General features: G+C 71.8%; 22 protein-coding genes and 1 riboswitch. Of the genes, 11 read left to right on the forward strand and 11 right to left on the reverse strand.

Annotation, left to right across the window (positions count from 1 at the left end):
• Positions 1-25: 25 nt before the first annotated feature.
• From FHX73_RS24530 to FHX73_RS24540, 3 genes are all read right to left on the reverse strand, one after another.
• Entirely contained in the window at positions 26-799 is a 774-nt protein-coding gene (locus FHX73_RS24530) for a G1 family glutamic endopeptidase (RefSeq protein ID WP_145907068.1), read from the reverse strand.
• Between the two features lie 209 nt (positions 800-1,008).
• Positions 1,009-2,214, reverse strand: coding sequence for a fumarylacetoacetase (gene fahA / locus FHX73_RS24535; RefSeq protein WP_145907069.1), 1,206 nt, complete (start codon positions 2,212-2,214; stop codon positions 1,009-1,011).
• On the reverse strand, positions 2,211-3,431 hold the full coding sequence (locus FHX73_RS24540) for a homogentisate 1,2-dioxygenase (protein ID WP_145907070.1): 1,221 nt from the start codon (positions 3,429-3,431) through the stop codon (positions 2,211-2,213). Before FHX73_RS24540 ends, fahA begins: the two co-directional genes overlap by 4 nt.
• A gap of 359 nt (positions 3,432-3,790) precedes the next feature.
• Here FHX73_RS24540 and FHX73_RS24545 point away from each other — a divergent pair, with 359 nt between their 5' ends.
• The 5 genes from FHX73_RS24545 (at position 3,791) to FHX73_RS24565 (ending at position 9,899) form a co-directional block, all read left to right on the forward strand.
• Positions 3,791-5,071, forward strand: a complete 1,281-nt coding sequence (locus tag FHX73_RS24545) for an extracellular solute-binding protein (RefSeq protein ID WP_145907071.1) — start codon at positions 3,791-3,793, stop codon at positions 5,069-5,071.
• Between the two features lie 118 nt (positions 5,072-5,189).
• Positions 5,190-6,140 carry a carbohydrate ABC transporter permease gene (locus FHX73_RS24550; RefSeq protein WP_145907072.1) on the forward strand — a complete coding sequence of 317 codons (951 nt, stop codon included), beginning with the start codon at positions 5,190-5,192 and terminating at the stop codon, positions 6,138-6,140.
• 49 nt (positions 6,141-6,189) lie between these two features.
• Positions 6,190-7,098 carry a sugar ABC transporter permease gene (locus FHX73_RS24555; protein WP_145907073.1) on the forward strand — a complete coding sequence of 303 codons (909 nt, stop codon included), beginning with the start codon at positions 6,190-6,192 and terminating at the stop codon, positions 7,096-7,098.
• Positions 7,099-7,171: 73 nt separating this feature from the next.
• Positions 7,172-8,851, forward strand: a complete 1,680-nt coding sequence (locus tag FHX73_RS24560; RefSeq protein WP_145908500.1) for a glycoside hydrolase family 13 protein — start codon at positions 7,172-7,174, stop codon at positions 8,849-8,851.
• A gap of 25 nt (positions 8,852-8,876) precedes the next feature.
• A complete protein-coding gene (locus tag FHX73_RS24565) occupies positions 8,877-9,899 on the forward strand; it encodes a LacI family DNA-binding transcriptional regulator (RefSeq protein ID WP_425461419.1) in 1,023 nt (340 codons plus the stop codon).
• A 74-nt stretch (positions 9,900-9,973) separates the two neighbouring features.
• Here the strand turns inward: FHX73_RS24565 and FHX73_RS24570 are convergent, their stop codons facing one another.
• From FHX73_RS24570 to FHX73_RS24580, 3 genes are all read right to left on the reverse strand, one after another.
• Entirely contained in the window at positions 9,974-10,174 is a 201-nt protein-coding gene (locus FHX73_RS24570; RefSeq protein ID WP_145907075.1) for a hypothetical protein, read from the reverse strand.
• Positions 10,175-10,294: 120 nt separating this feature from the next.
• The gene (locus FHX73_RS24575) at positions 10,295-11,485 is read right to left on the reverse strand and encodes a transglycosylase family protein (protein WP_145907076.1); all 1,191 of its coding nucleotides are present in this window, start codon (positions 11,483-11,485) and stop codon (positions 10,295-10,297) included.
• A 5-nt stretch (positions 11,486-11,490) separates the two neighbouring features.
• Positions 11,491-11,638: riboswitch (cyclic di-AMP (ydaO/yuaA leader) on the reverse strand.
• A gap of 473 nt (positions 11,639-12,111) precedes the next feature.
• The gene (locus FHX73_RS24580; RefSeq protein ID WP_246213696.1) at positions 12,112-13,077 is read right to left on the reverse strand and encodes a sirohydrochlorin chelatase; all 966 of its coding nucleotides are present in this window, start codon (positions 13,075-13,077) and stop codon (positions 12,112-12,114) included.
• Positions 13,078-13,541: 464 nt separating this feature from the next.
• Between FHX73_RS24580 and FHX73_RS24585 the strand changes: the two genes are divergently transcribed.
• Positions 13,542-13,778, forward strand: a complete 237-nt coding sequence (locus FHX73_RS24585; RefSeq protein WP_145907077.1) for a DUF397 domain-containing protein — start codon at positions 13,542-13,544, stop codon at positions 13,776-13,778.
• Between the two features lie 209 nt (positions 13,779-13,987).
• Here the strand turns inward: FHX73_RS24585 and FHX73_RS24590 are convergent, their stop codons facing one another.
• Positions 13,988-14,530, reverse strand: coding sequence for an ATP-binding protein (locus FHX73_RS24590; protein WP_246213697.1), 543 nt, complete (start codon positions 14,528-14,530; stop codon positions 13,988-13,990).
• A 384-nt stretch (positions 14,531-14,914) separates the two neighbouring features.
• Here FHX73_RS24590 and FHX73_RS24595 point away from each other — a divergent pair, with 384 nt between their 5' ends.
• Entirely contained in the window at positions 14,915-15,781 is an 867-nt protein-coding gene (locus FHX73_RS24595) for a helix-turn-helix domain-containing protein (RefSeq protein ID WP_145907078.1), read from the forward strand.
• Positions 15,782-15,839: 58 nt separating this feature from the next.
• On the opposite strand, the gene FHX73_RS24600 is transcribed toward FHX73_RS24595, so the two are convergent.
• Together FHX73_RS24600 and FHX73_RS24605 are read right to left on the reverse strand one after the other, a co-directional pair.
• Complete coding sequence (locus FHX73_RS24600) at positions 15,840-16,481, reverse strand: TetR/AcrR family transcriptional regulator (protein WP_145907079.1); 642 nt, start codon at positions 16,479-16,481, stop codon at positions 15,840-15,842.
• A gap of 206 nt (positions 16,482-16,687) precedes the next feature.
• On the reverse strand, positions 16,688-18,229 hold the full coding sequence (locus FHX73_RS24605; RefSeq protein ID WP_145907080.1) for an MFS transporter: 1,542 nt from the start codon (positions 18,227-18,229) through the stop codon (positions 16,688-16,690).
• Positions 18,230-18,316: 87 nt separating this feature from the next.
• Between FHX73_RS24605 and FHX73_RS24610 the strand changes: the two genes are divergently transcribed.
• Positions 18,317-18,730, forward strand: a complete 414-nt coding sequence (locus FHX73_RS24610; RefSeq protein ID WP_145907081.1) for a MarR family winged helix-turn-helix transcriptional regulator — start codon at positions 18,317-18,319, stop codon at positions 18,728-18,730.
• Between the two features lie 30 nt (positions 18,731-18,760).
• On the opposite strand, the gene FHX73_RS24615 is transcribed toward FHX73_RS24610, so the two are convergent.
• Both FHX73_RS24615 and FHX73_RS24620 read right to left on the reverse strand, forming a co-directional pair.
• The gene (locus tag FHX73_RS24615; RefSeq protein ID WP_145907082.1) at positions 18,761-19,723 is read right to left on the reverse strand and encodes a M56 family metallopeptidase; all 963 of its coding nucleotides are present in this window, start codon (positions 19,721-19,723) and stop codon (positions 18,761-18,763) included.
• A gap of 138 nt (positions 19,724-19,861) precedes the next feature.
• The gene (locus FHX73_RS24620; protein WP_145907083.1) at positions 19,862-20,401 is read right to left on the reverse strand and encodes a DUF5134 domain-containing protein; all 540 of its coding nucleotides are present in this window, start codon (positions 20,399-20,401) and stop codon (positions 19,862-19,864) included.
• 352 nt (positions 20,402-20,753) lie between these two features.
• Between FHX73_RS24620 and FHX73_RS24625 the strand changes: the two genes are divergently transcribed.
• From FHX73_RS24625 to FHX73_RS24635, 3 genes are read left to right on the forward strand one after another with little or no spacing between them, the layout of a single operon-like run.
• Complete coding sequence (locus FHX73_RS24625) at positions 20,754-22,154, forward strand: DUF6421 family protein (protein ID WP_145907084.1); 1,401 nt, start codon at positions 20,754-20,756, stop codon at positions 22,152-22,154.
• Positions 22,151-22,900: an SDR family oxidoreductase gene (locus FHX73_RS24630; RefSeq protein WP_145907085.1), complete on the forward strand. Its 750-nt coding sequence runs from the start codon at positions 22,151-22,153 to the stop codon at positions 22,898-22,900. The genes FHX73_RS24625 and FHX73_RS24630 overlap by 4 nt, the downstream gene beginning before the upstream one ends.
• Positions 22,897-23,964 (forward strand): threonine aldolase family protein, encoded by a 1,068-nt coding sequence (locus FHX73_RS24635; protein WP_211786251.1) that lies wholly within the window; start codon positions 22,897-22,899, stop codon positions 23,962-23,964. The genes FHX73_RS24630 and FHX73_RS24635 overlap by 4 nt, the downstream gene beginning before the upstream one ends.
• The last annotated feature ends 23 nt before the right edge of the window (positions 23,965-23,987 follow it).

Here is a 23,987-nt window from a genome sequence, read left to right on the forward strand (position 1 = left end):
GCTGGGGTGCCGCGGCGTTCGCGTGTCAGCTGTGGTGCCAGGTGGAGGTGAAGTCCTCGCCGTTGGCGGAGAGCGGCGAGATCGAGGCCAGCACGGTGCCGTCCTTCTTGGCCATGGTGATGCCGTCCGGCTTGAAGCTGCCCAGCGGCTTCCCGTTGGCGGTCGCGCCGGTGAAGGCGACGGTGCCGAAGTCGGTGAGCGGCAGCGGCCCGGCCAGGTTGGACGGCGCCTCGGCGATCACCTCGGCGGAGGCCAGCTTGGCGGAGCGCGAGGTCTTGCGCACCGTGTGGCTCCAGCCCTGGGTCTCGTCGGTGATCTTGAGGGTGAACCGGCCGAGGGCCTCGGTGACCGAGGCGCTGAAGTGGTCGCCGGGGGCCACCGGGTCGCTGTAGTTGACCGGGTAGGCCGGGTACATCTCGTACCAGGAGGAGTAGACCGGGCTGCCGCCCGAGCAGTCCGCCTCGGTGCCGGTCTGCTCGACCGAGTCGCTGCCGTCGCCGTCCAGGCCGACCCAGAAGCTGGACCAGGTGTTGGTCTCGGTGCAGGTGGCGGTCGGCTGGATCCAGCTGGCGCTGACGCTGGTGTACTTGCCGCCGGTGGCGGAGTAGCCGGCCCAGTTGGAGCTGGTGCTGTTCAGCACCCCGCCGTGCGGGCCGGTGGTGTGCGGGGAGGTGAGCACCACCGGTGCGTGGTGCGGCAGCTGACGGATGGTCGGCGCCGCCAGCGCGGGGGCGGCGGAGGCGGAGAGCAGGGCGGTGAGGCCGGCGGTGAGGGCGAGGACGCGGCGGGCTGCGGGCATGGCGGCTCCCGTGGGGGCGGAGTGGTTTGACCGTGCCCGGCCAACGGTAGGACAACGAACCGTTCGCGCGGTCTGACGGATATGCAAATCCGCCCGGGTTCACTCGTTCGGCCGACGGACCGTCAGGTCCGGGCGCGCCTCGGCCCGCCCCGCGTGCGCGGGGCGGGCCGAGTGGCCTGACGCCGGATCAGTTCCTGTTCAGTGCCTGATCAGCCCCGGATCGTGCCGGTGACCTGGCCGAAGCCGATCCGCACGCCGTCCGCGCCGGGCGCCGAGGCGGTGATCGTCACCGTGTCGCCGTCCGCCAGGAAGGTGCGGGTGCTGCCGTCCGGCAGCGCGATCGGGTCCCGGCCGTTCCAGGTCAGCTCGATCAGCGAGCCGCGCTGGTCCGGCTCGGCACCGGAGATGGTGCCCGAGCCGTACAGGTCACCGGTGCGCAGCGAGGCGCCGTTGACCGTGGTGTGCGCCAGCATCTGGGCCGGCGACCAGTACATCCCGCGGTACGGCGGGCGGGAGACGACAGCGCCGTTGAGCTCCACCGCCAGGTCGACGTCCAGCCCCCAGGGCTCCTTCTCCACCAGGTAGGGCAGCGGCTGCGGCTCCTGCACCGGGGTCGCGGTGCGGGCCGCCGCGAGCGCGGCCAGCGGCACCACCCAGGGCGAGATCGAGGTGGCGAAGGACTTGCCGAGGAACGGGCCGAGCGGCACGTACTCCCAGGCCTGCACGTCCCGGGCGCTCCAGTCGTTCAGCAGCACCACGCCGAACACGTGCTCGGCGAAGTCGTCCACCGACACCGGCTCGCCCAGCGTCGAGCCGGCGCCGACCACGAAGCCCAGCTCCGCCTCGATGTCCAGGCGGGCCGAGGGGCCGAAGACCGGCGCCGGGTCCTGCGGGCCCTTGCGCTGGCCGCTCGGCCGCTTGACCTCGCTGCCGGAGACCAGCACCGTGCCGGCCCGGCCGTGGTAACCGACCGGCAGGTGCTTCCAGTTCGGCAGCAGCGCCGCGGCGTCCGGCCGGAAGATCCGCCCGAGGTTGGTGGCGTGCTGCTCGGAGGCGTAGAAGTCGACGTAGTCGGCCACCTCGACCGGCAGGTGCAGGGTCACCTGGTCGATCCGGTACAGGTTGGCCTCGACCAGCCGGCGCTCGGTCTCGTCGGTCAGCAGGCCGGTGACCCGCTCGCGCACGTAGGCCCACTCGCGCGGGCCGCGCCGCATGAAGCGGTTGAGCGAACCGGTCGCCAGGTCGGCGCCCAGCGGGGTGCCCGCCCAGATCGCCGAGAGGTCCAGCACCTGCTCGCCGATCGCCACGCCCACCCGGGGCTGCTCGCTGCCGGGCGGGGTGAACACCCCGTACGGCAGGTTCTGCACCGGGAAGTCCGAGCCCTCGGGAACCGGGACCCAGGTCTGCTCGCTCACTTGCTCACACCGTCCTGCGGGCCGCGCCCGCTCCAGCTCCACGCGTACTTGCCGTCGTCGCTCGCCCGGCCGCCCTCGGCGACCTCCAGCGGGCGGAAGGTGTCCACCATCACCGCGAGCTCGTCGAAGAACTCGGCGCCGATCGAGCGCTCGTAGGCGCCCGGCTGCGGGCCGTGGGTGTGGCCGCCCGGGTGCAGCGAGATCGAGCCCTGGCCGATCCCGGAGCCCTTGCGGGCCTCGTAGTCGCCGCCGCAGTAGAACATCACCTCGTCGCTGTCCACGTTGGCGTGGTAGTACGGCACCGGGATCGACAGCGGGTGGTAGTCCACCTTGCGCGGCACGAAGTTGCAGATCACGAAGTTGTTGCCCTCGAAGACCTGGTGGGCCGGCGGCGGCTGGTGGATCCGGCCGGTGATCGGCTCGTAGTCCGCGATGTTGAAGGCGTACGGGTAGAGGCAGCCGTCCCAGCCGACCACGTCGAACGGGTGGGTCGGGGTGACGAAGACGGTGCCGGCGATGCCCGAGGAGCCGTTGCCCCGGTGCTTCACGTAGATCTCGACGTCGCCGCTCTCCTCGGCCAGCAGCGGCCCGACCGGCCCGCGCAGGTCGCGCTCGCAGAACGGCGCGTGCTCCAGCAGCTGCCCGTACTTGGACAGGTAGCGCTTGGCCGGGGTGATGTGGCTGTTGGCCTCGATCGCGTAGAGCCGCAGCGGCTGGTCCCCGGTGGGCACCCAGCGGTGGGTGGTGGCCCGGGGGAGCAGCACGTAGTCGCCCTGGCCGACCGTCAGGGTGCCGAAGACGGTCTCCACCACGCCTTCGCCGGACTCCACGTAGACGCACTCGTCGCCTATCGCGTTGCGGTAGAGCGGCGAGGCCTGGCCGCAGGCCGCGTAGGCGATCCGCACGTCGGCGTTGGCCAGCACGGTCCGGCGCCCGCGCACGGCGTCGGTCTGGCGCCACTCGTCGCCGGGGAAGAGGTCGTGCAGCTTGAAGTGGTAGGGCTTGAGCGGGTGGTTGGGCTCCGGCTTGCCCTCCGGCAGCGCCCAGACCCGGCTGTCCACCAGCGCGGACGGAATGGCGCGGTGGTAGAGCAGCGAGGAGTCGGAGGAGAAGCCCTCCTCACCCATCAGTTCCTCGTAGTAGAGGCCGCCGGCCTCGTTGCGGTGCTGGGTGTGCCTCTTGGGCGGCACCTTGCCGACACTGCGGTAGTACGCCATCTCTGCGCCTCCTGAGCGACTGACGCCCTGGACTGCGCCGGCCAGGGCGGGCCCGCCCGTGGGGTGGAGGCGGACCAGACCAATCCCATGGCCAGCGGGTGTGCGGTGTCAAGGACCCACGGCCCGGAGGCCGGGTGGGTCAAGACGCGCGGAGGCAACCGTCCGGACACGTGGATGTAACGATCCCCGGCGTCTTGCAGAAACTTGCTGCAAGAGCTTTCACGAACGCTTGCGCCGCTGTTACGTTCCTGCCCGAGCCCGAATCCGACGCCAGGTGCGGTCGGCGTCGGGGGCCAGTATGCGCCCTGATCACCCCAGCTCGGGCATCCACCCCCACCACCCTTACCTTTGGAGTTCTCATGCGGCGTGGCATCGCGGCCTCCGTCCTCGTAGCGGCCCTCGCGGTCTCTCTCGCGGCCTGCGGCAGCAGCGGCTCCGGCTCGTCCGGCTCGGCGTCCGGTCCGGTGACCATCACCTACTGGGACACCTCGAACGCCACCAACGAGGCTCCGAACTACCAGGACGTGGTGAAGAAGTTCGAGGCGGCCAACCCGGGCATCACCGTCAACTTCGTCAACGTGCCGTTCGACCAGGCGCAGGACAAGCTGCAGACCGCGATGGGCAGCAAGGGCGCCCCGGACGTCTTCCGCTCCGACGTCGGCTGGACCGCCGCCTTCGCCAAGTCCGGCTTCCTGACCCCGCTGGACGGCACCGCTGCGCTGCCGGACGCCTCGGCCTTCGAGCCCAGCCTGATCAAGCAGGCGCAGTACCAGGGCAAGACCTACGGCGTGCCGCTGGTCACCGACACCCTGGGCCTGCTCTACAACAAGGCGCTGTTCGCCAAGGCCGGCATCACCGCCGCGCCGAAGAGCTGGGACGAGCTGAAGGCCGACGCCGCCACCATCAAGGACAAGACCGGCGTCGACGGCTTCGAGCAGCGCGCGGGCGACTCCTACTACGCGATGCCCTACCTCTACGGCGAGGGCACCGACATGGTCGACGCCGGCGCCAAGAAGATCACCGTCAACAAGCCGCAGGCCGCGGCGGCGATCGCCACCTACCAGTCGATGTTCGACGGGCCCGGCCTGGTCAAGGCCGACGTGACCACCGACTCCTACGCGCACATGATGGACGCCTTCAACAACGGCAAGGTCGCGGCGATCGTCAACGGCCCCTGGGAGATCACCAACATCTACAAGGGCTCGTCCTTCACCGACCACACCAACCTGGGCATCGCCGCGGTCCCGGCCGGCTCGACCGGCAAGCCCGGCGCCCCGATCGGCGGCCACAACATCTGCGTCTTCGCCGGTTCGGACGCCGCCCACCAGGCCGCCGCCGAGAAGTTCGCCGCCTTCATGACCTCGGCCGACAGCGAGTCGTACATCGCGCAGAAGAACTCCACCCTGCCGACCCGCACCGACGCCTACACCGCCGACGTCAAGGCCGACCCGGGCATCGCCGGCTTCCAGCAGATCCTGAGCGTCGGTCAGCCGCGCCCCGCGCTGCCGGAGTACTCCTCGCTCTACACCTCGCTGAGCACCAACCTCGGCAAGATCGCGCAGAACCAGCAGAGCATCCAGGCCGGCCTGGACGCCACCGCCCAGGACTACACCAAGCTCCTGCCGGACTTCGCGAAGTAAGCCGCAGCGACGAAAGCCGCAGCGAAGAAAGCCACCGCTCTTCGCCCGGCCCGCCACCTGACGGCGGGCCGGGCGGACCCGCCGTCCGGTCCCGACTCGGAGAAGGTGCCCCACCCCCATGACAGCCCTGGTGAAGAGCCTGAAGCGCTCGTACAGCACGTACTGGTACGCCTACGCGATGGCCGCGCCCGTGGTGATCGTGCTGGGGGTGCTGGTCGCCTACCCGCTCGGCCGCGGCATCTACCTGACGCTGACCGACGCGAACAGCCTCAACGTGGGGCACACCGTCGGGGTGAACCACATCCCCGACACCTTCAAGTTCGTCGGGCTGCACAACTACACCGACGTGCTCTTCGGCCCCGGCTCGTACGACCGGTTCTGGTCGCACTTCGTCTGGACCGTCGTGTGGACGGTGACCTGCGTGGTGCTGCACTTCAGCCTCGGGCTGGGCCTGGCACTGCTGCTCAACCAGAAGATGCGCGGGCGCACCTTCTACCGGCTGATGCTCATCGTGCCGTGGGCCGTGCCGAGCTTCGTGACGGTCTTCTCCTGGCGCCTGATGCTGGCCGACGGCGGCCTGGTCAACAACCTGCTGAGCTTCGCCCACCTGCCGCAGCCGAACTGGCTGGAGGACCCGCTGGCGCAGAAGGCCGCCGCGATCCTGGTCAACACCTGGTGCGGGGTGCCGTTCATGATGGTCTCGCTGCTCGGCGGCCTGCAGGCGATCCCCGCCGAACTGTACGAGGCGGCCGAGATGGACGGCGCCAACGCCTGGCAGCGCTTCCGCAACGTGACCCTGCCGGGCCTGCGTTCGGTCAGCAGCACCGTGGTGCTGCTCGGCGTGATCTGGACGTTCAACCAGTTCACCATCATCTACCTGCTGTTCGGCAAGAACAACGCGCCGGACGTGCAGATCCTGGTCACCTGGGCCTACCAGCTGGGCTTCGGCCAACTGCCGCGCGACTACGCGCAGTCGGCGACCTACGGGATCATCCTGCTCTCCATCCTGATCGTCTTCACGGCCTTCTACCAGCGCTGGCTCAAGCGCGCCGACCAGAGCGCCGTCTGACGCGCCACCAGTCGAGCAGGCACACCGGACCACCCAGGAAGGGCCACAGATGAGCACCACCACCGACCTCACCACCCGGGCGACCGGCGCCCCCGCCGGCGCGGCCGCGCCCGCCAAGTCCCGCCGGCGCGGCGAGCCCAGCCGCGCCGGGGCCGCGCTGACCCACACCGTGCTCGGGCTGGCCGCGCTGATCGCGGTCTTCCCGGTGCTGTGGATCTTCTACATCTCGCTCGGCCCGGACAAGACGGACTACCTGCACCCCGGGCAGATCGCCGGCAAGGCCAGCTTCGCCAACTTCTCCAAGGTGCTCGGCCAGACCGACTTCCTGACCTGGTTCGGCAACTCGCTGATCGTGGCCGGCGGCACCGCGCTGTTCGGCGTGCTGATCGCGGCCAGCACCGGCTACGCGGTCTCCCGGATGAAGTTCCCGGGCCTGCGCCCGCTGATGTGGTCGCTGCTGGCGACCCAGATGTTCCCGATCGCGGTGCTGATCGTGCCGATGTACTACATCATGGCCAGCCTCAACCTGCTGGACAGCTACGGCGGGCTGATCCTGGTCTACTCGACCACCACCGTGCCGTACTGCGCCTGGCTGTTGAAGGGCTACTTCGACACCATCCCGACCGAGATCGACGAGGCCGGCCGGGTGGACGGGCTGAGCCCGTTCGGCACCTTCTGGCGGCTGATCCTGCCGCTGGCCCGCCCGGGCCTGGCGGTCGCCGCGTTCTACTCGTTCCTGACCGCGTGGGCCGAGGTGCCGTTCGCCTCCACCTTCATGCTCAGCTCGGACAAGTACACCCTCGCGGTGGGCCTGACCACCTTCGTCAGCCAGTACGAGAGCCAGTGGAACCTGATGGCCGCCACCGCCGTGCTGATCGCGATCCCGGTCACCGCGCTCTTCTACCTGGTCCAGAAGAACCTGGTCACCGGCTTGACGGCAGGCGCCGCAAAGTCCTGACGTATCGTCAACTCTCCTACGCCACCCAGCCTCTCCACGTTTCCAAGGGATCCTCCTGATGACCCAGGCTTCCATGACCCAGAGCGCGGCCGACACCCCCCGGCCGACCTCCGCCGGCGCCACCGCTGACGGTGCGTCCAGAGGCTGGTGGCGGGACGCGGTCATCTACCAGGTGTACCCGCGCAGTTTCGCCGACGCCAACGGCGACGGCATGGGCGACCTGCCCGGCATCCGCAGCCGGCTGCCGCACCTGCGCGAGCTCGGCGTGGACGCGGTCTGGCTCTCCCCGTTCTACGCCTCCCCGCAGGCCGACGCGGGCTACGACGTGGCCGACTACCGCGCCGTGGACCCGATGTTCGGCACCCTGCTGGACGCCGACGGGCTGATCCGGGACGCCCACCGGCTGGGCCTGCGGATCATCGTGGACCTGGTCCCCAACCACTCCTCGGACCAGCACGAGTGGTTCCAGCGGGCGCTGCGCGAGGGTCCTGCGTCCCCTCTGCGCGAGCGCTACCACTTCCGCCCCGGCAAGGGCGAGGACGGCGAACTGCCGCCCAACGACTGGGAGTCCATCTTCGGCGGCCCGGCCTGGACCCGGACCGAGAACCCCGACGGCACGCCGGGGGACTGGTACCTGCACCTGTTCGCCCCCGAGCAGCCCGACTTCAACTGGGACAGCCGGGCCGTCGCCGACGAGTTCCGCTCGATCCTGCGGTTCTGGCTGGACATGGGCGTGGACGGCTTCCGGGTGGACGTCGCGCACGGCCTGGTCAAGGCCCCCGGCCTGCCCGACCTCGGCGCCCACGACCAGCTGAAGCTGCTCGGCAACGACGTGATGCCGTTCTTCGACCAGGACGGCGTGCACGAGATCTACCGGACCTGGCGTCAGATCCTCGACGAGTACCCCGGCCAGCGGATCCTGGTCGCCGAGGCCTGGACCCCCACCGTCGAGCGCACCGCCAACTACGTGCGCCCCGACGAGATGCACCAGGCCTTCAACTTCCAGTACCTGGGCACCGCCTGGGACGCCGCGGAGCTGCGCCTGGTGATCGACCGCTCGCTCGCCGCGATGCGCCCGGTCGGCGCGCCCACCACCTGGGTGCTCTCCAACCACGACGTGACCCGGCACGCCACCCGGTTCGCCAACCCGCCCGGCGGCACCCAGCTGCGCGAACCCGGCGACCGCGCGCTGGGCCTGCGGCGGGCCCGGGCGGCCACCCTGCTGATGCTCGCGCTGCCCGGCTCGGCCTACCTCTACCAGGGCGAGGAGCTCGGCCTGCCGGACGTCACCGACCTGCCCGACGAGGTCCGCCAGGACCCCTCGTTCTTCCGGGCCAGCGGCCAGGACGGCTTCCGGGACGGCTGCCGGGTGCCGATCCCGTGGTCCGGCGCCGCCGCCCCCTACGGCTTCGGGCCCCGCGAGGGCGGCCCGAGTTGGCTGCCGCAGCCGGCCGAGTGGGCCGGGCTGAGCGTGGCGGCGCAGACCGGCGACCCGGACTCCACCCTGGAGCTCTACCGCCGGGCGCTCACCGTCCGCCGGGAGCGCCCCGAGCTGGGTGCGGGCGAGGCCGTCGAGTGGCTGGAGGCCCCGGCCGGGGTGCTGGCGTTCCGCCGCGACGGCTTCGTCTGCGCCGTCAACACCACTGCGCTGCCGGTCGAGTTCGAGGTTCCGGGGACCCTGCTGCTCGGCTCCGCGGAGCCGGGCCGGCCCGGGGTGCTGGCACCGGACAGCACCGGCTGGTGGGCGGTCTGACATGGTTGCAATAGGCTCTGGGGTCGTGACTACCGCGCGACTCTCGGACATCGCCGCTCAGGCGGGGGTCAGCGAAGCGACCGTCAGCCGGGTGCTCAACGGCAAGGCGGGCGTCTCCGCGACCACCCGGCAGACCGTGCTGGCCGCCTTGGACGTGCTCGGTTACGAACGGCCGACCCGGCTGCGCCAGCGCAGCGCCGGGCTGATCGGCCTGATCACCCCGGAGCTGAGCAACCCGATCTTCCCGGCCCTGGCCCAGGTGATCGAGCAGGTGCTCAGCCGGCACGGCTACACCCCGGTGCTCTGCACCCAGACGCCGGGCGGATCCACCGAGGACGAGCTGGTCGAGATGCTGGTGGACCGCCAGGTCGCGGGCATCGTCTTCGTCTCCGGCCTGCACGCCGACACCACGGCCGACCACGACCGGTACGCCAAGCTGACCGGGCGCCAGGTGCCGTTCGTGCTGATCAACGGGTACAGCGAGCGGATCGCCGCGCCGTTCGTCTCGCCGGACGACCGGGCCGCCATGTGGATGGCGGTGCAGCACCTGGCCGAGCTGGGCCACGAGCGGATCGGCCTGGCGGTCGGCCAGCGCCGGTACGTGCCGGTGCAGCGCAAGATCGAGGGCTTCACCGCGGCGATACGGGCGGTGCTCGGCCGCACCGAGGCCGAGGCCGAGGAGTTGGTGCACTCCACCCTGTTCAGCGTGGAGGGCGGCCACTCGGCGGCGGGCGTGCTGCTGGACCGGGGCTGCACGGCGATCGTCTGCGGCAGCGACATGATGGCGCTCGGCGCGATCCGCGCGGTGCGCCAGCGCGGCCTGAGCGTGCCGGGCGACGTCTCGGTGGTCGGCTTCGACGACTCCCCGCTGATCGCCTTCACCGAGCCCCCGCTGACCACCATCCGCCAGCCGGTCGAGGCGATGGCCACCACCGCCGTGGACGCCCTGCTGGAGGAGATCAGCGGCGAGCCGGCCCAGCGCGCGGAGTTCATGTTCCAGCCCGAGCTGGTGATGCGCGGCTCCACCGGCGCGGCCCACCACCGCTGACCCACCACCGCTGACGCGACGACGACCGAACCCGCCGACGGCCCGACCCGGGCCGCCGGCGGGTTCGCGCGCGTTCAGCCCTCGGTGTGCGGGCGCTGCTCGCGGGTCAGCCGGGCGGAGTCGTCCGGGGTGCCGGTGCGGGCCTCGGTGCGGCGGCTGCGGGCCAGGTAGTCACGGACGATCAGTTCCACCGCGTCCTGCGGATTGGCGGCACCGCTGAGCATCATCACGTCGATGGCGAGGTCGGCGTCCAGGCTGACGGTCACCTTGGGCACGGCGGGCTCCCTCCGGTAGTGGAGATCCCAGCATGCCCGCCGGTGCGCCTGGCGGAAACCGCAGGGCCGCCCCCCGTGACGGGGAGCGGCCCTGCGGTGTCAAGACGGACTGGCGGTGGGTCAGACCCGGCCGGCGAAGTCCGGGGTGTAGTTGGAGATGGTCTCGAACTTCACGCCCGCGCTGGGGTTGGCGGCCTCGACGTACTGGCCGTTCCCGATGTAGATGCCGACGTGGTAGACGCCCGCGTCGGTGCCGTCGTTCGACCAGAACAGCAGGTCGCCCGGCTGCAGGCTGTCCAGCGACACCCGGGTGGTGACGGCGGCCTGGTCGGCCGCGACCCGCGGGATGGAGATGCCGGCCTGGGCCAGCGCGGCCTGGGTCAGGCCGGAGCAGTCCCAGCCGCCGTTGCTGCTGCCGCCCCAGACGTAGGCCTGGCCGACCTTGGACTCGGCGAAGTTGACGGCGGCGGCCATCGAGCCGGTGGCCTGGGCCGGAGCGGCGGTCTGCACGCTGGCGGTGCGGACCGGGGTGGCCGGCGCCTGTGCGGGGGCGGTGGAGTCGTCCGAGCTCTGCTGGACCGGCGCGGAGGCGACGGCCAGCACCAGCTGCTCGCCCGGGTAGATGACGTCCGGACCCTGGGTCAGCACCGACTTGTTGAGGTCGTAGAGCTTCTGCCAGCCGCCCTGCACGTCGTGCTTCTGGGCGATGGTGGAGAGCCAGTCGCCGGCGACCACGGTGTAGCTCTGGGCCTGCGCGGCGGGCTGCTGGGCGTTGTGGTGGCGGCCGTGGTGGTCGCCGCCCTGGCCGCCCGAGTTGCCCTGGGTGGACGGGGCGGACTGGGTGGACTGGTCGGACTGCGGGGCCTGGGCCGGGGCGGCCTGCTGGGCCGGGGCCGACTGGGCCGAGCCACCCGGGTTGACGTCGGCGGGGGCGCCGCCGGCGGTCAGGCCCGCCTCGATGGAGCAGACCGGCCAGGCACCGGGGCCCTGGTCGGCGAGCACCTTCTCGGCGACGGAGATCTGCTGGTCCTTGGTGGCCTGGTTGGCCTCGGGGGCGTACTGGGTGCCGCCGTAGGCGGCCCAGGTCGAGGAGGTGAACTGCAGTCCGCCGTAGAAGCCGTTGCCGGTGTTGATGGACCAGTCGTTGGTGCTCTCACAAGCGGCGACCTTGTCCCAGACCGAGACCGGCGCGGCAGAGGCGGTGGTGGCGGTGATGCACGGCAGGGCCAGGCCGAGGCCGAGCAGGCCGGTGGCGGCGATCGCGCGCTTGGCGGTGCGGGACGTACGGTTCGTGCCAGTAGTGGGCAGCATTGAGAAGCGTTCCTCTCCTACGCCTACGAGGTGAGCTGTCGGATTCGGGCTGGAGTTGCCCGGCCGCGCTGTGCGCGGCTTCACCCCTAGCCCCGGTCTCCCGGGGCGGCTTACCTGGTTCCCCCGCTCCTGCCCTGGTTGCGTTTTCGCACCGCCAGCAGCGCCGGTGGCAGGACTCGGCGTCCGGCTCGCTGGGTCCGTGTGACCACGAACGGGGAGCACGTTAGACAGAGATAAGTTCAATCCGCAAACAGCTGTGAGCAGCATCACACCGCCTTCACCGGCTCTTCAAGATCAAGGTGTGCTAGCAGCTGAGGGGGCGTCGGCTGGCGGATCGGCAATGTGCTTGGTGCGTACCGGAATTGCCGTCGTTTCAGACTGACTGCGCGTTCAAAATCCGGGCTCGCCCAGGGCTCGGCCGGCGCCCGCATTCCGGGATCCGGGCGGCTCGCGACACGCCGGGGTTACCGTTTCGAGACCATTCGTCAAACCGTCGACACATGTCCGTTTTGCACCTTCTGTCGGTCCATCAGCCCGTCCGCCGGCCTCGGGGCGCGCAAAAGCCGTGCGGCCCCGCTCCGGGTCGGAGCGGGGCCGCACGGTCAGTCGCAGCCGGCCAGGGGGTCTCAGGCCTCCTCGGCGGCCTCCAGGGCGCCCTGCGCGGCCGACGGTTCGGCCCCGGCCGAGGCGTGCGCGGCCGGCTCGCCGTCGAGCTCCTGGGTGCCCTCCTCGGCGCCGCCCTCCGGCAGCACCTGTGGCAGCACCGCCAGGTACGCCGAGGCGATCAGCTGACCCACCGTCGGGTACGCGCCGACCGGGGCCGCGCTCGGGCAGCCGGTGTCCTCGGAGGCGGTGAGCAGCAGCTCGGGGTCCACCTCGGGGCCGAGCACCAGCGGCGCCAGCGCGGGCTGCTGGGCACCGGTGGCCCGCAGGTGCTCCACCGCGGCGAGCACCGAGCCCGGCACGTCCAGCGCGGCGGCCACCACCGGCACCGCCAGTCGGGCCGCCAGCAGGACGCCGGTGATCCCGGCGGCCGCGACCGCCTCCTCGCCGCCGGCGGTGGTCAGCACCACGCCGTCGGCCGCGGTGGTGATGGCGAACAGCCGGGCCCGGTCGGCCCGGGCCAGTCCGGCCTCGGAGAGCCGCACGTGCACGGCCTCGGCCAGCAGCGGGTGCGGGCCGAGTGCGTCGGTGACCACCGCGCCGGCCTGCTCGCCCAGCTCGTGCAGCTGGTCCAGCAGCGGGTGCGGACCGGCGAGCAGCGGCAGCAGCACCGGCGTCGGCACCCCGGCCTCGGCGGCGCTGACCAGCAGCTCGGCCACGGTCGGGCCCATCTGGGCCGGGATCTCCATGTCAGGACCGGGCAGCCAGCCGGCCAGCAGCTCGATGCCGGGGTGATCGCCCCGGACCATCGACATCAGCTCCTCGGCCACCGCCACCGACTCGGGCGTCGCCGGGCCCGGCACGGCGAGGATCAGTGCGGGCGAACCCGCCGGGACCTCGGGCCGCTCGGGCCGACGGTGGCGCCCCCGTGCCCGGGAGCCTGGCGTGCGGACGGGCAGTGGTGCGCCCGGGATGGCTGCAGTGCTCATGGCGCAGCATCGTAGGACATACGCGCGATCCGGCCGCATCGGGCTGCCGGTCGGCCCCCCAGCTGCGCGGATTCCCGGGGCGCCCCCGGGCCCAGCGGCCCACCGTGGCACCGGATGTGACGGAGGGTGAGGGGATCGGTGCGGAACCGGGCGCCGTTCTGCGTCGTCAATGGTTGAACCAGTCAGTCTCGCGCGGACGTCAATCTCCACGCGGGGTGACGGATCAGCGTCTGACGCGTCCTCATCTGTCCGGTTATGCCCCATGTGATGTGCCGGGTTGGTGATGATTTGTCACGCTGAAAGCGACACCGTGCACGCGCAAAATCGCATGCCGATGCACGTGCATTAGCGTTATCATCACGACAAGTAAGGCATTCGCCCTGCCCGTACGAGCCGGAGGCGGCCGGCGGCCGGAGCGGTCGGGCGCCGAGCGCTATGAGCACTCCAGCTCTTGGGAGAATTCGATGCACCACACGTACAACGGCATGCCGGCAACCGACCTCGATGGCGTGGTCTGGCAGAAGAGCCGGCACAGCAACTCCAAGGGGAACTGCGTGGAGTTCGCCGCACTGCCGGGCGGCTCGGTCGCGATGCGCAACTCGCGCTTCCCGGACGGGCCGGCCCTGATCTACACCCGGGACGAGATCGAGGCGATGCTGCTGGGCGTCAAGGACGGCGAGTTCGACCACCTGGTCGCCTGATCGGCCGTCAGTCCGCCCGCTGCACCGGGTGGTTGTGCCGAGAGCCGTCATGGGGTGGCCCACCGTTCCCGTGGCGGCTCTTCTTCGTGCCCGGGTCCAGCGACCGGTCGCGCCCCGGCCCCGGAAAAGCGAAACGCCGCGCACTGGCGCGGCGTTCGGTGTTTCGGCTGGGCGGTGCGGAGCTGGGCTGGGTGGTGCGGAGCGGTGCCTCAGGCGGAGCGGCGGTGCCGGCCGACCGAGGAGTCCAGTCCGATGGACGACATGCCCGCCGGCGCCTCCTCGGCCTGGAAGAGCGCCCAGACCACCTTGCCGGTGCCGGAGGCCAGCGGGTGCCAGCCCCAGGACTTGCTGAAGGAGTCCACCAGGTGCAGGCCGCGGCCCGACTCGGCGACGAAGTCGGCCTCCCTGGTGACCGGCCCCTGGCTGCTCGGATCGCTGACCGCGCAGACCAGTTGGTTGCCCCGGTGGACCAGGCTGATCCGGATCGGCAGCCGTCCCTCGAACGGGCCGGGCTGCTGCGGGAGCTGCTGCCCCGGCAGGTCGGCCGCGGTGGGCCGGCCGATCGCGTGCCGCAGGGCGTTGGTCACCAGCTCCGAGGCGACCAGGGCGACGTCGTCGAACAGATCGTCAAGGCCCCAGCTGCACAAGGAGGTTCTGGCGAAGTCGCGGGCGGTCTTCACCGCGTCGTAGCGGGGGGCGAGCGTACACGTCACCACGTCAGGATCGACGGCCAGGGCCGTACCGGTGCCCATGAAGAGCTCCTCCCATAAGGGGGCAGACACGGCTGGACCCGGCGGGGTCATGCCGGTCACCTCCGACTCGCTCGGCCGCTTCGCCTGCCTCTCGACCAAGTGCCAGGGGTCGACAGCGGAGCCTGCGGGACTGTCACAGGGGGCGTGCAACTGCACGTGCACCATCGTGCTCTGTGCTCACGGCGGATGCAAGAGTCGATTCACGTGCAGTCGCACCTTTGGCATATGCAGGCGCCGGATGCACGTGCATCGGAACGTGCGAATGGACGTGCCGATGGACGTGCTGATGCAGAATTGGTAGATCCTTGTACTGGTACAGGCACGCTGAGCGGCCGGATGATGGCAGACTGTGCGCTGATTTCCTGAGTCGGAGGTTCCCACGGCATGACCACAGTGCAGCCCGGCGGCGGTTCGATGGTGCGCCGGATCCTCCTGGGCTCCCAGCTGCGCCGGCTGCGCGAGGCCCGCGCGGTCACCAGGGAGGACGCCGGTTACGCGATCCGCGCCTCCGAGTCCAAGATCAGCCGCATGGAGCTCGGCCGGGTCAGCTTCAAGGAGCGCGACGTCGCCGACCTGCTCACCCTCTACGGGGTGACCGACGGCGAGGAGCGCGAGCAGCTGCTCGGCCTGGTCCGCGAGGCCAACAAGTCCGGCTGGTGGCACAGCTTCAGCGACGTGCTGCCCGGGTGGTTCCAGACCTACGTCGGGCTGGAGGAGGCCGCCTCGCTGATCCGCACCTACGAGGTGCAGTTCATCCCCGGCCTGCTGCAGTCCGAGGCCTACGCGCGGGCGGTCTTCGCGCAGAGCCGCCCGGTGCTCAGTGAGGAGGAGATCGAGCGGCTGGTCGGCCTGCGGCTGCGCCGCCAGGCCCTGCTGGCCGAGGGCCAGGGGCCGCGGCTGTGGGCGGTGATCGACGAGGCGGCGCTGCGCCGCCCGGTCGGAGGGCCGAAGGTGATGCGCGGTCAGCTCCAGTACCTGATCGACATCGCCGAGCAGCCCAACGTGGTGGTCCAGGTGATGCCGTTCCGGTTCGGCGCGCACGCCGGGGAGAGCGGGGCGTTCAGCATCCTGCGCTTCCCCGAACAGGACCTGGCCGACGTGGTCTACCTGGAGCAGCTCACCAGCGCGCTCTACCTGGACAAGCGGGACGACGTGGACGAGTACGTGCAGGTGATGGAGCGGCTCTGCGTGGACAGCCTGACCCCCGAGCAGACCATCGACCTGCTGCGCACCATCCTCGCGGAGAACTGAAGCCTCGCGGAGAACTGACCCGCTCCGGGCGGGCCCGGCAGGTCCGACCGCGGCGGCGTCAGGAGGTCGGCCCGGTCCACTCCGGCCGGCCCGGGTCGTCCGGCTGCGGCGGCCGGCCCATCCGCCAGGGCAGCCGGTAGCGGGCGAACAGGTCGGCCCGGATCGGCGGCAACGGGGTCTGCGCCCCGGGCAGCAGCACACCGATGCAGCCGCCCATCAGGGCGCTGCGCAGCACCGCGTGCTCGGCCGCCGGGTCGTCGGCGCCCCAGTCGGCCAGCACCTCGCGCAGGATCGCGCCGAGCTGCTGCTGCTCCGGGTCCTGCACGAAGCCGCCGGTGTCCGGGTCGAGCATCAGCGCCAGGTGCGAGCGCATCACCCGGGGGTGGTCCAGCGCGGTCCGCAACACCTGGTCGATCGCCGCCGCCAGCCGCTGCTGCGGGCAGGCGTCCGGCGCCAGCTCGCCGAGCGCCGCGGCCAGTTCGAGGTGCATCAGGCGGTGGGTGGCCGACTGCATCAGGAGTCGTTTGCCGTCGAAGTAGTAGGAGACCAGGCCGCGGGCGAGCCCGGCGCGCTCGGCGATGTCGGCCAGTGTGGTGGCCGCGTAACCGCGCTGGTCGACCAGTTCGACCGTGGCGCGCATCAGTCGCCGGCGGGAGCGCAGCCGCATCTCCTCGTTGACCGATTCCCCGCGAGGTGCCATCGTGTCAGCTCCGTACGTTGGTTGGCCCTTGGTCAATATACTTGTCCGAGGGAGACCGGCTCTGCGTCCTGGACGAAGGCGGGCGCGGGGCCTGTACGGGTCCGGCGTCGGCCTCACCAGAACGGGGGACTGGTGAGACCGGCGCCCACCGGGCGGCGCGCGGCGCCGACCCGATGGGCGTGGGGTTCAGGATTGCTGCCGGTCCGTCAGACCCGCTCCTCCAGGGCCGCCGCGGTCTCCTCGGTCCGCCGGTAATCGTAGTCGGGCACCGGGGGCAGCGGCGCGGCCCGCCGGCGGTCCAGCAGCGCGCCGGCCGAGGTCACCAGCAGGGCCACCACCGCGACCCCGGTGACCAGCAGCACCGCCGCGCGGTAGCCGTGCAGTTGGCCGGCCGTCCCGCCGCCGTGGCCGTCGGCGGTCAGCACCGCGGTGGTCACCGCGAGCACCAGCGCGTTGCCGATCTGCATCGCGGTGTTCACCAGGCCGGAGGCCAGGCCCTGCTCCTCGTCGGCCACGCCGTTGGTCGCGGCGATGTTGGCCGAGGGGTAGAAGAGCGCGAAGCCGATGCCCAGCAGCACCATGGTCGGCAGCACCAGGCCGAGGAAGCCGCTGTGCGCGCCGAGCCGCAGGAAGAGCAGGTAGCCGAGCACCATCGCCAGGCTGCCCAGCGGCAGCAGCCGGCCGGTGCCGAAGCGGTCCACGATCTTGCCCATCCGGGTCGCCGAGAGCGCCACCAGCGCGCCGGCCGGCAGCAACGCGAAGCCCATCTCCAGCGCCGACCAGTGCAGGGTCTGCTGCAGGTAGAGCGCGACCACGAACTGGAAGCCGGCGTAGGAACCCATCAGCGTGAAGGCGGCCAGGTTGGCCCGGGCCACGCTGCCGTTGCGGAAGATGCCGAGCCGGACCAGCGGGTGCGCGGTGCGCTGCTCGATCCGCAGGAAGACGGCGAGCAGCACCGCCACCACGGCCAGCGAGGCGATCGTGCGGGCACTGGCCCAGCCGACGTTCTGCGCCTCGGTCACGGTGAAGACCAGCAGCAGCAGCGCCACCGTGCCGGTGATCGCGCCGGCCACGTCGTAGCCGCCGTTGCCGCGCTCGTGGGCGTGCCGGGGGAGCACCCGCAGGGCGAAGACCAGCGCGATCACCGCGACCGGCACCGGCATCAGGAAGGTCCAGCGCCAGCCGACCGAGGTGAGCAGGCCGCTGAGCACCAGGCCCAGCGAGTAGCCGCTGGCGCCGCAGGTGGTGAAGATCGACAGCGCCTTGTTGCGGGCCGGACCCTCGGGGAAGGTCGTGGTGATGATGGAGAGGGCGGCCGGCGCGGTGAACGCGGCGCTGGCGCCCTTGAGGAAGCGGGCGCCGATCAGCAGGCCGCCGTCGTCCAGCACCCCGCCGAGCAGCGAGGCGGCGGCGAAGACCGCGAGCGCGACCAGGAAGACCCGGCGCCGGCCGAGCAGGTCGGCGGCCCGGCCGCCGAGCAGCAGCAGGCCGCCGTAGCCCAGCACGTAGCCGGAGACCACCCACTGCAGGGTCGAGGTGGAGAGCTTCAGGTCGGAGCCGATCGAGGGCAGGGCGACGCCGACCATCGAGACGTCCAGCGCGTCCAGGAAGAGCGCGGCACAGAGCACGATCAGGGTGCCCCAGAGCCGGGGGCTCCATTGCACGGCGTCCGATGGTGCGTCAGTGGCCTTGGCGGGCTTGCCGGGTGATCCGTCGTGGGTGGTGGTCGTGGTCGTCGTGGGCGTCATGGGGAGGAGACTACATGCATATGCATCCAATGCAAGTGAATCTAGTGCCGACGCATATAGTTCACGTGCATCTGGTAGGATGCGGCCATGCCGAACGATGACCCGGCCCCCGCGGCCGACTTGGTCGCCGAGTGGCGTGAGCTGCTGGCCCGCCACGCGGCCACCGCATGCGCGCTCGACCGTGAACTGGGTGAGCACTTCGGGCTCGGCATGAGCGAGTTCGAAGTGCTGGAGCGGCTCGCCGAGGACCTCGACTGCGGGGGCAAGGTGCGGGTCCAGGAGCTGGCCGAGAAGGTCCACCTCAGCCAGAGCGCGCTGTCCCGGCTGATCGGGCGGCTGGAGAAGAACGGCATGGTCGAGCGGCACATGTGCCCCGAGGACCGGCGCGGCGTCTTCGTGCTGCTCTCCGAGGACGGCAGGCAGCGCTACGAACAGGCCCGCCCGCTCCACCGCGAGGTGCTCCGGCGCACCCTGACGGCCCGTCAGGTCACCTGCGGCTGACGCCGGCCCACCCGGCGGACCGGCGCAGCGTCAGCGCAGCGCGCCGAGCCCCGGGGCCACCGCGAGCAGCAGCGGAGCCGCCGGCGCGGCCAGCGCCAGCAGGGTCAGCCACAGCCGGGTGAGCACCGGCAGCCGCGGCTCGCCGGCCAGCAGCCGGTCCACCCGCCGCGGCGCCTGGGCCAGCTGACCCGGCGGCAGCTCGCCCGCGCAGGAGCCGAAGACCCCGCGCCCCGCGTTGATCTCCACCATCGCGTGCGCCGTGATCACCCGGCCGTGCCGGCGCGCCGCCCGGTCGTCGGCGGCCCACTCCACCAACTCGCCCACCTGGTCGCGGAACGCGGTGAACACCCCGACCCGGGGGAAGCCCGCGGCCAGCGCCTGGGAGACCTGGGAGAGCCAGTGGTGCCGGGCCCGCACGTGCCCGCGCTCGTGGCTCAGCACGGCGGCCAGCTCACGGTCGGTCAGCCGGCTCAGCGCCCCGGTGGTCACCACCAGCCGGGACTGCGGGCCGGGCAGCGACCAGGCCTCGGGACGCCCGCTCTCCAGCACCACCAGGCGCTCCCGGCGGGTCGGCTGGTCCCCGGCGCCCGGCGGCAACTCCGGCGAGCGGCTCGCCAGTTCGCGGTGCCGACTGTCCCGCAGGGCGCGCGCCGCGCGGATCTCCCGGACCAGCGAGACGGCCGTCCACAGCCCGCCCGCGGCCAGCAGCGCGGCGCAGAACCGGCCCCAGCCCTCGTCGCCGGCCAGCCCGTAGGCGGCCCCGACGCCGGGCGGCGCACCGCGGAACAGCAGCCCGCGCGCCCCGGGCAGCCCGGCCGAGAGCGAGAGCAGCAGGCTGAGCAGGCAGCAGAGCAGCACCGCGACCACCAGGCACTGCCAGACCAGCAGCGCGAGCACCGGCTCGCGATCGGCCCACCGGGCCCGGGCCAGCGTCAGGGGCCCGGCGGTGGCGAACAGGGCGCCGAGCAGCAGCAGGCCGAGCAGGGCCGTCATGGCAGCAGGTCCCCCCAGGGGCGGGCGCGAGAGTGCGCTGCGGTCAATCTAGGCCCTCGCCGGGCGGGGGAGAACCACCCGGTCGCCGCCGTGACCAAGACCACCACGCCCCGGGCGACGGGTGCCACGCACCGGCCCTCAGAGTGCCAGCAGCATCGCGAACATGCCCACGCCCATGGCGAGTCGGCAGGCCTGCGGGACCGGCCCGCCCGCCGGGCCGGCGACCGGTCCGCCGGCGGTCAGCAGCCGGGAGCCGGACCAGAGCGCGTAGCAGCCGAAGTAGAGCAGCAGCAGACCGGTGAGCAGCGGCAGGCCCATCGGCATCGCCATCCCCGGGTGCCGGTCCGGGCCGCGCATCGCCAGCGCCATGTAGGCCATCGCGGCCGCGCCCACCGCGTGGTGCAGCCGGTGCGCCCGGCGGCCGACGGCGCCCGGGGCCAGCGCGGCGGCCACCGAGGCGGCGCCGAGCAGGCCGAAGAGCACCACCCAGAGCGGGGCCGGCAACCGGTCGCCGAGGGTGATCATCGCGGCCGTGCCCAGGCCCATCGCGGCCTCCGCCGCGTCACTTCCCCGCGAGCCGTGCCGGGCACCGCCGGTGCGCATCCGCAGCAGGCAGAGGGTGCCGGTGGCGGCGGTGAGCAGCGCCAGCAGCACGCTCAGGACGACCGGTCCGTGCATTCGACTGCTCCCCTCCGGCCTCGGTGCGCGCGGGACAGTCCACGATCACCCAGGGCGACCGTCCGGGAGCAGGGCGCGCACGGGGGCGCACGGAAGTGCGCAGCTCGACGGCCCTGACGGCGCGCGCCGGGCAGCGCCGACCGGCCCCGCCCGGGTGGCGCGGCCCGCGGGCGCCCGGGAGGCTCGGATCGATCCGCTGGTCCGATCTGCTGCCAAATCGGCTGCGCCGCAAGGGTTTGCGGCGATCAGCGGGATCGCCCGGAGATTCTCTCATCGATCCCCCCTTGAACAGGAGAACCTTTCGTCCTTATCGTGTTCTTGACTCAATAACTTCTGTCGAAGCAGGTCTCCCATGCAGAATCTTTCGTCGAAGCTCGCTGCGGCGGCCGACCTTCCCGCGACGGCCCTCGCCGACCATCCCGCCTGGCTGCGCCTCAAGACGACCGTCGAGGAGCTGCGCCCGCTGCAGGCCGAGGACGGCTCGATCGACCTGAACGCCGTCCAGCGCTCCACCGTCGACCCGCTGCTGGACACCGTGCTGGGCGCCATCCAGGAGCTGGCCCCGCACTTCCCGCACGACGCCGACTACCTGGAGGCCGTCCAGGCCGACCTGCGCAAGTGGGCCGAGGCCGGCTACCGGGAGCCCGACTTCCTCGACTCGCTGCTCGCCTTCCAGCCCGCCGCCGACCGCGTCGACGGACTGCCGCACCTGGTCGTCTTCCCGATGTACACCCAGAACGGCAACCCGGACCGCAACCTGGAGGCCGTGCTGCTCAACGTCGTCTGGCCCGACTGGCTGGCCGAGCTGGAGCGCACCCGCTTCGACAACCCGATGTTCGTGCCGATCACCTTCGCCGACTTCACCGCCGGCTACGACACGAACTCCGCCGTGCTCTTCCCGGAGACCGTCGCCGTCCGCCAGGCCCCCGAGCGGTTCACCTGGGGCGGCATCTTCTGCGACCGCGAGGCCGCCCGCTTCCGCGCCGTCTCCACCTCCGCCGTCCAGCTGCTCGGCCTCGACATCCCCGAGGACGCCGCCGCGCTGATCGACGACCAGGAGCGCGCCCAGCAGACCTTCGTCCTCTGGGACCTGGTGCACGACCGCACCCACAGCCACGGCGACCTGCCGTTCGACCCCTTCATGATCAAGCAGCGCAGCCCGTTCTGGATGTACGGCCTGGAGGAGCTGCGCTGCGACCTGACCGCCTTCAAGGAGGCCGTCCGGCTGGAGGCCGAGGGCTACCAGCAGGGCCGCGACGTGCAGTACGCGATCCTCTTCGACCGCCTCTTCCGCTTCCCGGTCACCGGCGGCCGGGTCCGCAACTACGACGGCATGGGCGGCCAGCTGCTCTTCGCCTACCTGCACCAGAACGACGCGCTGCGCTGGCGCGACAACCGGCTGACCATCGACTGGGACCGGGTCGCCGAGGTCACCAACGCGCTCTGCACCGAGATCGAGCAGCTCTACCGGGCCGGCATCGACCGCCCGAAGACCGCGCACTGGATCGCCGCCTACCAGCTGGTCTCCCGCTACCTCACCCCGCACCCGGCCTCCACCTGGGCCAAGGGCGCCGAGGCGCTGCCGCTGGACGGGAGCGAAGGACGGGCGCTCAACAAGGCGCTCTGCGACGCCGTCCACCCCGACGAGTTCCCGCTCAGCATGTTCTACGAAGCCCTGTCCAAGAAGCTGCGCGGCGTGATCGCCGCCACCGCCGGCATCACCGGCGCGGGTATCCAGGAGGTTGCGGCGTGAGCCCGCTCGGACTCGACGGCAAGGTCATCGCGGTAGCCGGTGCCAGCGGCCCGGCCGGACGCGCCACCCTGCGCCGGCTCGCCGCCGGCGGCGCCACCGTGATCGGCGCCGACATCGACCAGCAGCGCCTCGACCAGGCCATCGCCTCGGTCGCCACCGACGTGCCCGGCGCCAGGATCAGCGGCCAGGTGATCGACCTGCTCGACCCGCAGGAGGTGCACGACTGGGCCGACCACCTGGAGAACGAGCACGGCCGGGTCGACGGCCTGGTCCACCTGGTCGGCGGCTGGCGCGGCAGCAAGACCTTCCACGACTCGCGGATCGACGACTGGGACTTCCTGCACGACACCGTGGTGCGCACCCTCCAGCACACCACCCTCGCCTTCCAGCCCGCCCTGCTGCGCAGCGAGGCCGGCCGGTTCGCGATGATCGGTGCGGCCGCGGCCCACAAGCCCACCGCCGGCGGCGCCGCCTACGCCGCCGCCAAGGCCGCCACCGAGGCCTGGACCCTCTCCATGGCGGACTCCTTCCGCAAGGAGACCACCGACCCGGAGGGCGCCCCGACCGCGGCGGCCGTCATCCTGGTGATCAAGGCCCTGCTCTCCCCGGAGATGCGGGCCGAGAAGCCGGAGGCCAAGTTCACCGGCTACACCGAGACCGCCGACCTCGCCGACCAGCTGGCGGACCTCTGGTCCCGCCCCGCAGCAGAACTGAACGGACAGCACCTGTGGCTGACAGCCCGATGAGCACCACCACCGACGCGGTGCGCCACCACGACCCCGCCGTGCGCGGGTTCGCCAGTGACAACTACGCCGGTGTCCACCCCGAGGTCCTCGCCGCGATCGCGCTCGCCAACGGCGGCCACCAGGTCGCCTACGGCGAGGACCAGTACACCGAGCACCTGCAGACCGTCTTCCGGAGCCACTTCGGCGACCGGGCCGAGGCCTACCCGGTCTTCAACGGCACCGGCGCCAACGTGGTCGCGCTCCAGGCGCTGCTGCCCCGCTGGGGTGCGGTGATCGCCGCCGAGAGCGCCCACATCAACGTGGACGAGTGCGGCGCGCCGGAGAAGGTCGCCGGCATCAAGCTGCACCTGGTCGCCACGCCGGACGGCAAGCTCACCCCCGAGCTGATCGACCGCCAGGCCTACGGCTGGGACGACGAGCACCGCGCCGCCCCGCTCGCCGTCTCGATCACCCAGAGCACCGAGCTCGGCACCCTCTACACCGCCGACGAGGTCCGGGCGATCTGCGAGCACGCCCACGAGCGCGGCATGCTCGTGCACATGGACGGCTCGCGGCTCGGCAACGCGGCCGCCTCGCTCGGCCGCCCGTTCCGCGAGTTCACCACCGACGCCGGCGTCGACGTGCTCTCGTTCGGCGGCACCAAGAACGGCCTGCTGCTCGGTGAGGCCGTGGTGGTGCTGAACCCCGAGCGGGTCCGCAACCTCAAGTACCTGCGCAAGATGTCGATGCAGCTCGCCTCGAAGATGCGCTTCGTCTCGGTGCAGTTCGAGGCGCTGCTGGCCGGCGACCTGTGGCTGCGCAACGCCGGGCACGCCAACGCCATGGCGCAGCGCCTGGAGGCGGCGGTCCGGCAGATCGACGGCATCACCGTGGTCCGCCCGGTGCAGGCCAACGCCGTCTTCGCGATCCTGCCGCGCGAGGTCAGCGAGCGGCTCCAGAAGCGCTACCGCTTCTACTTCTGGAACGAGCAGACCGGCGAGGTGCGCTGGATGACCGCCTTCGACACCACGGAGCAGGACATCGACGCCTTCGCCGCCGCGATCGTCGAGGAGATGGCGCGCTGAGCGCGCCGTCCCCCTGAGCACGA

This window comes from Kitasatospora viridis, from assembly GCF_007829815.1.
Lineage (GTDB): Bacteria > Actinomycetota > Actinomycetes > Streptomycetales > Streptomycetaceae > Kitasatospora > Kitasatospora viridis.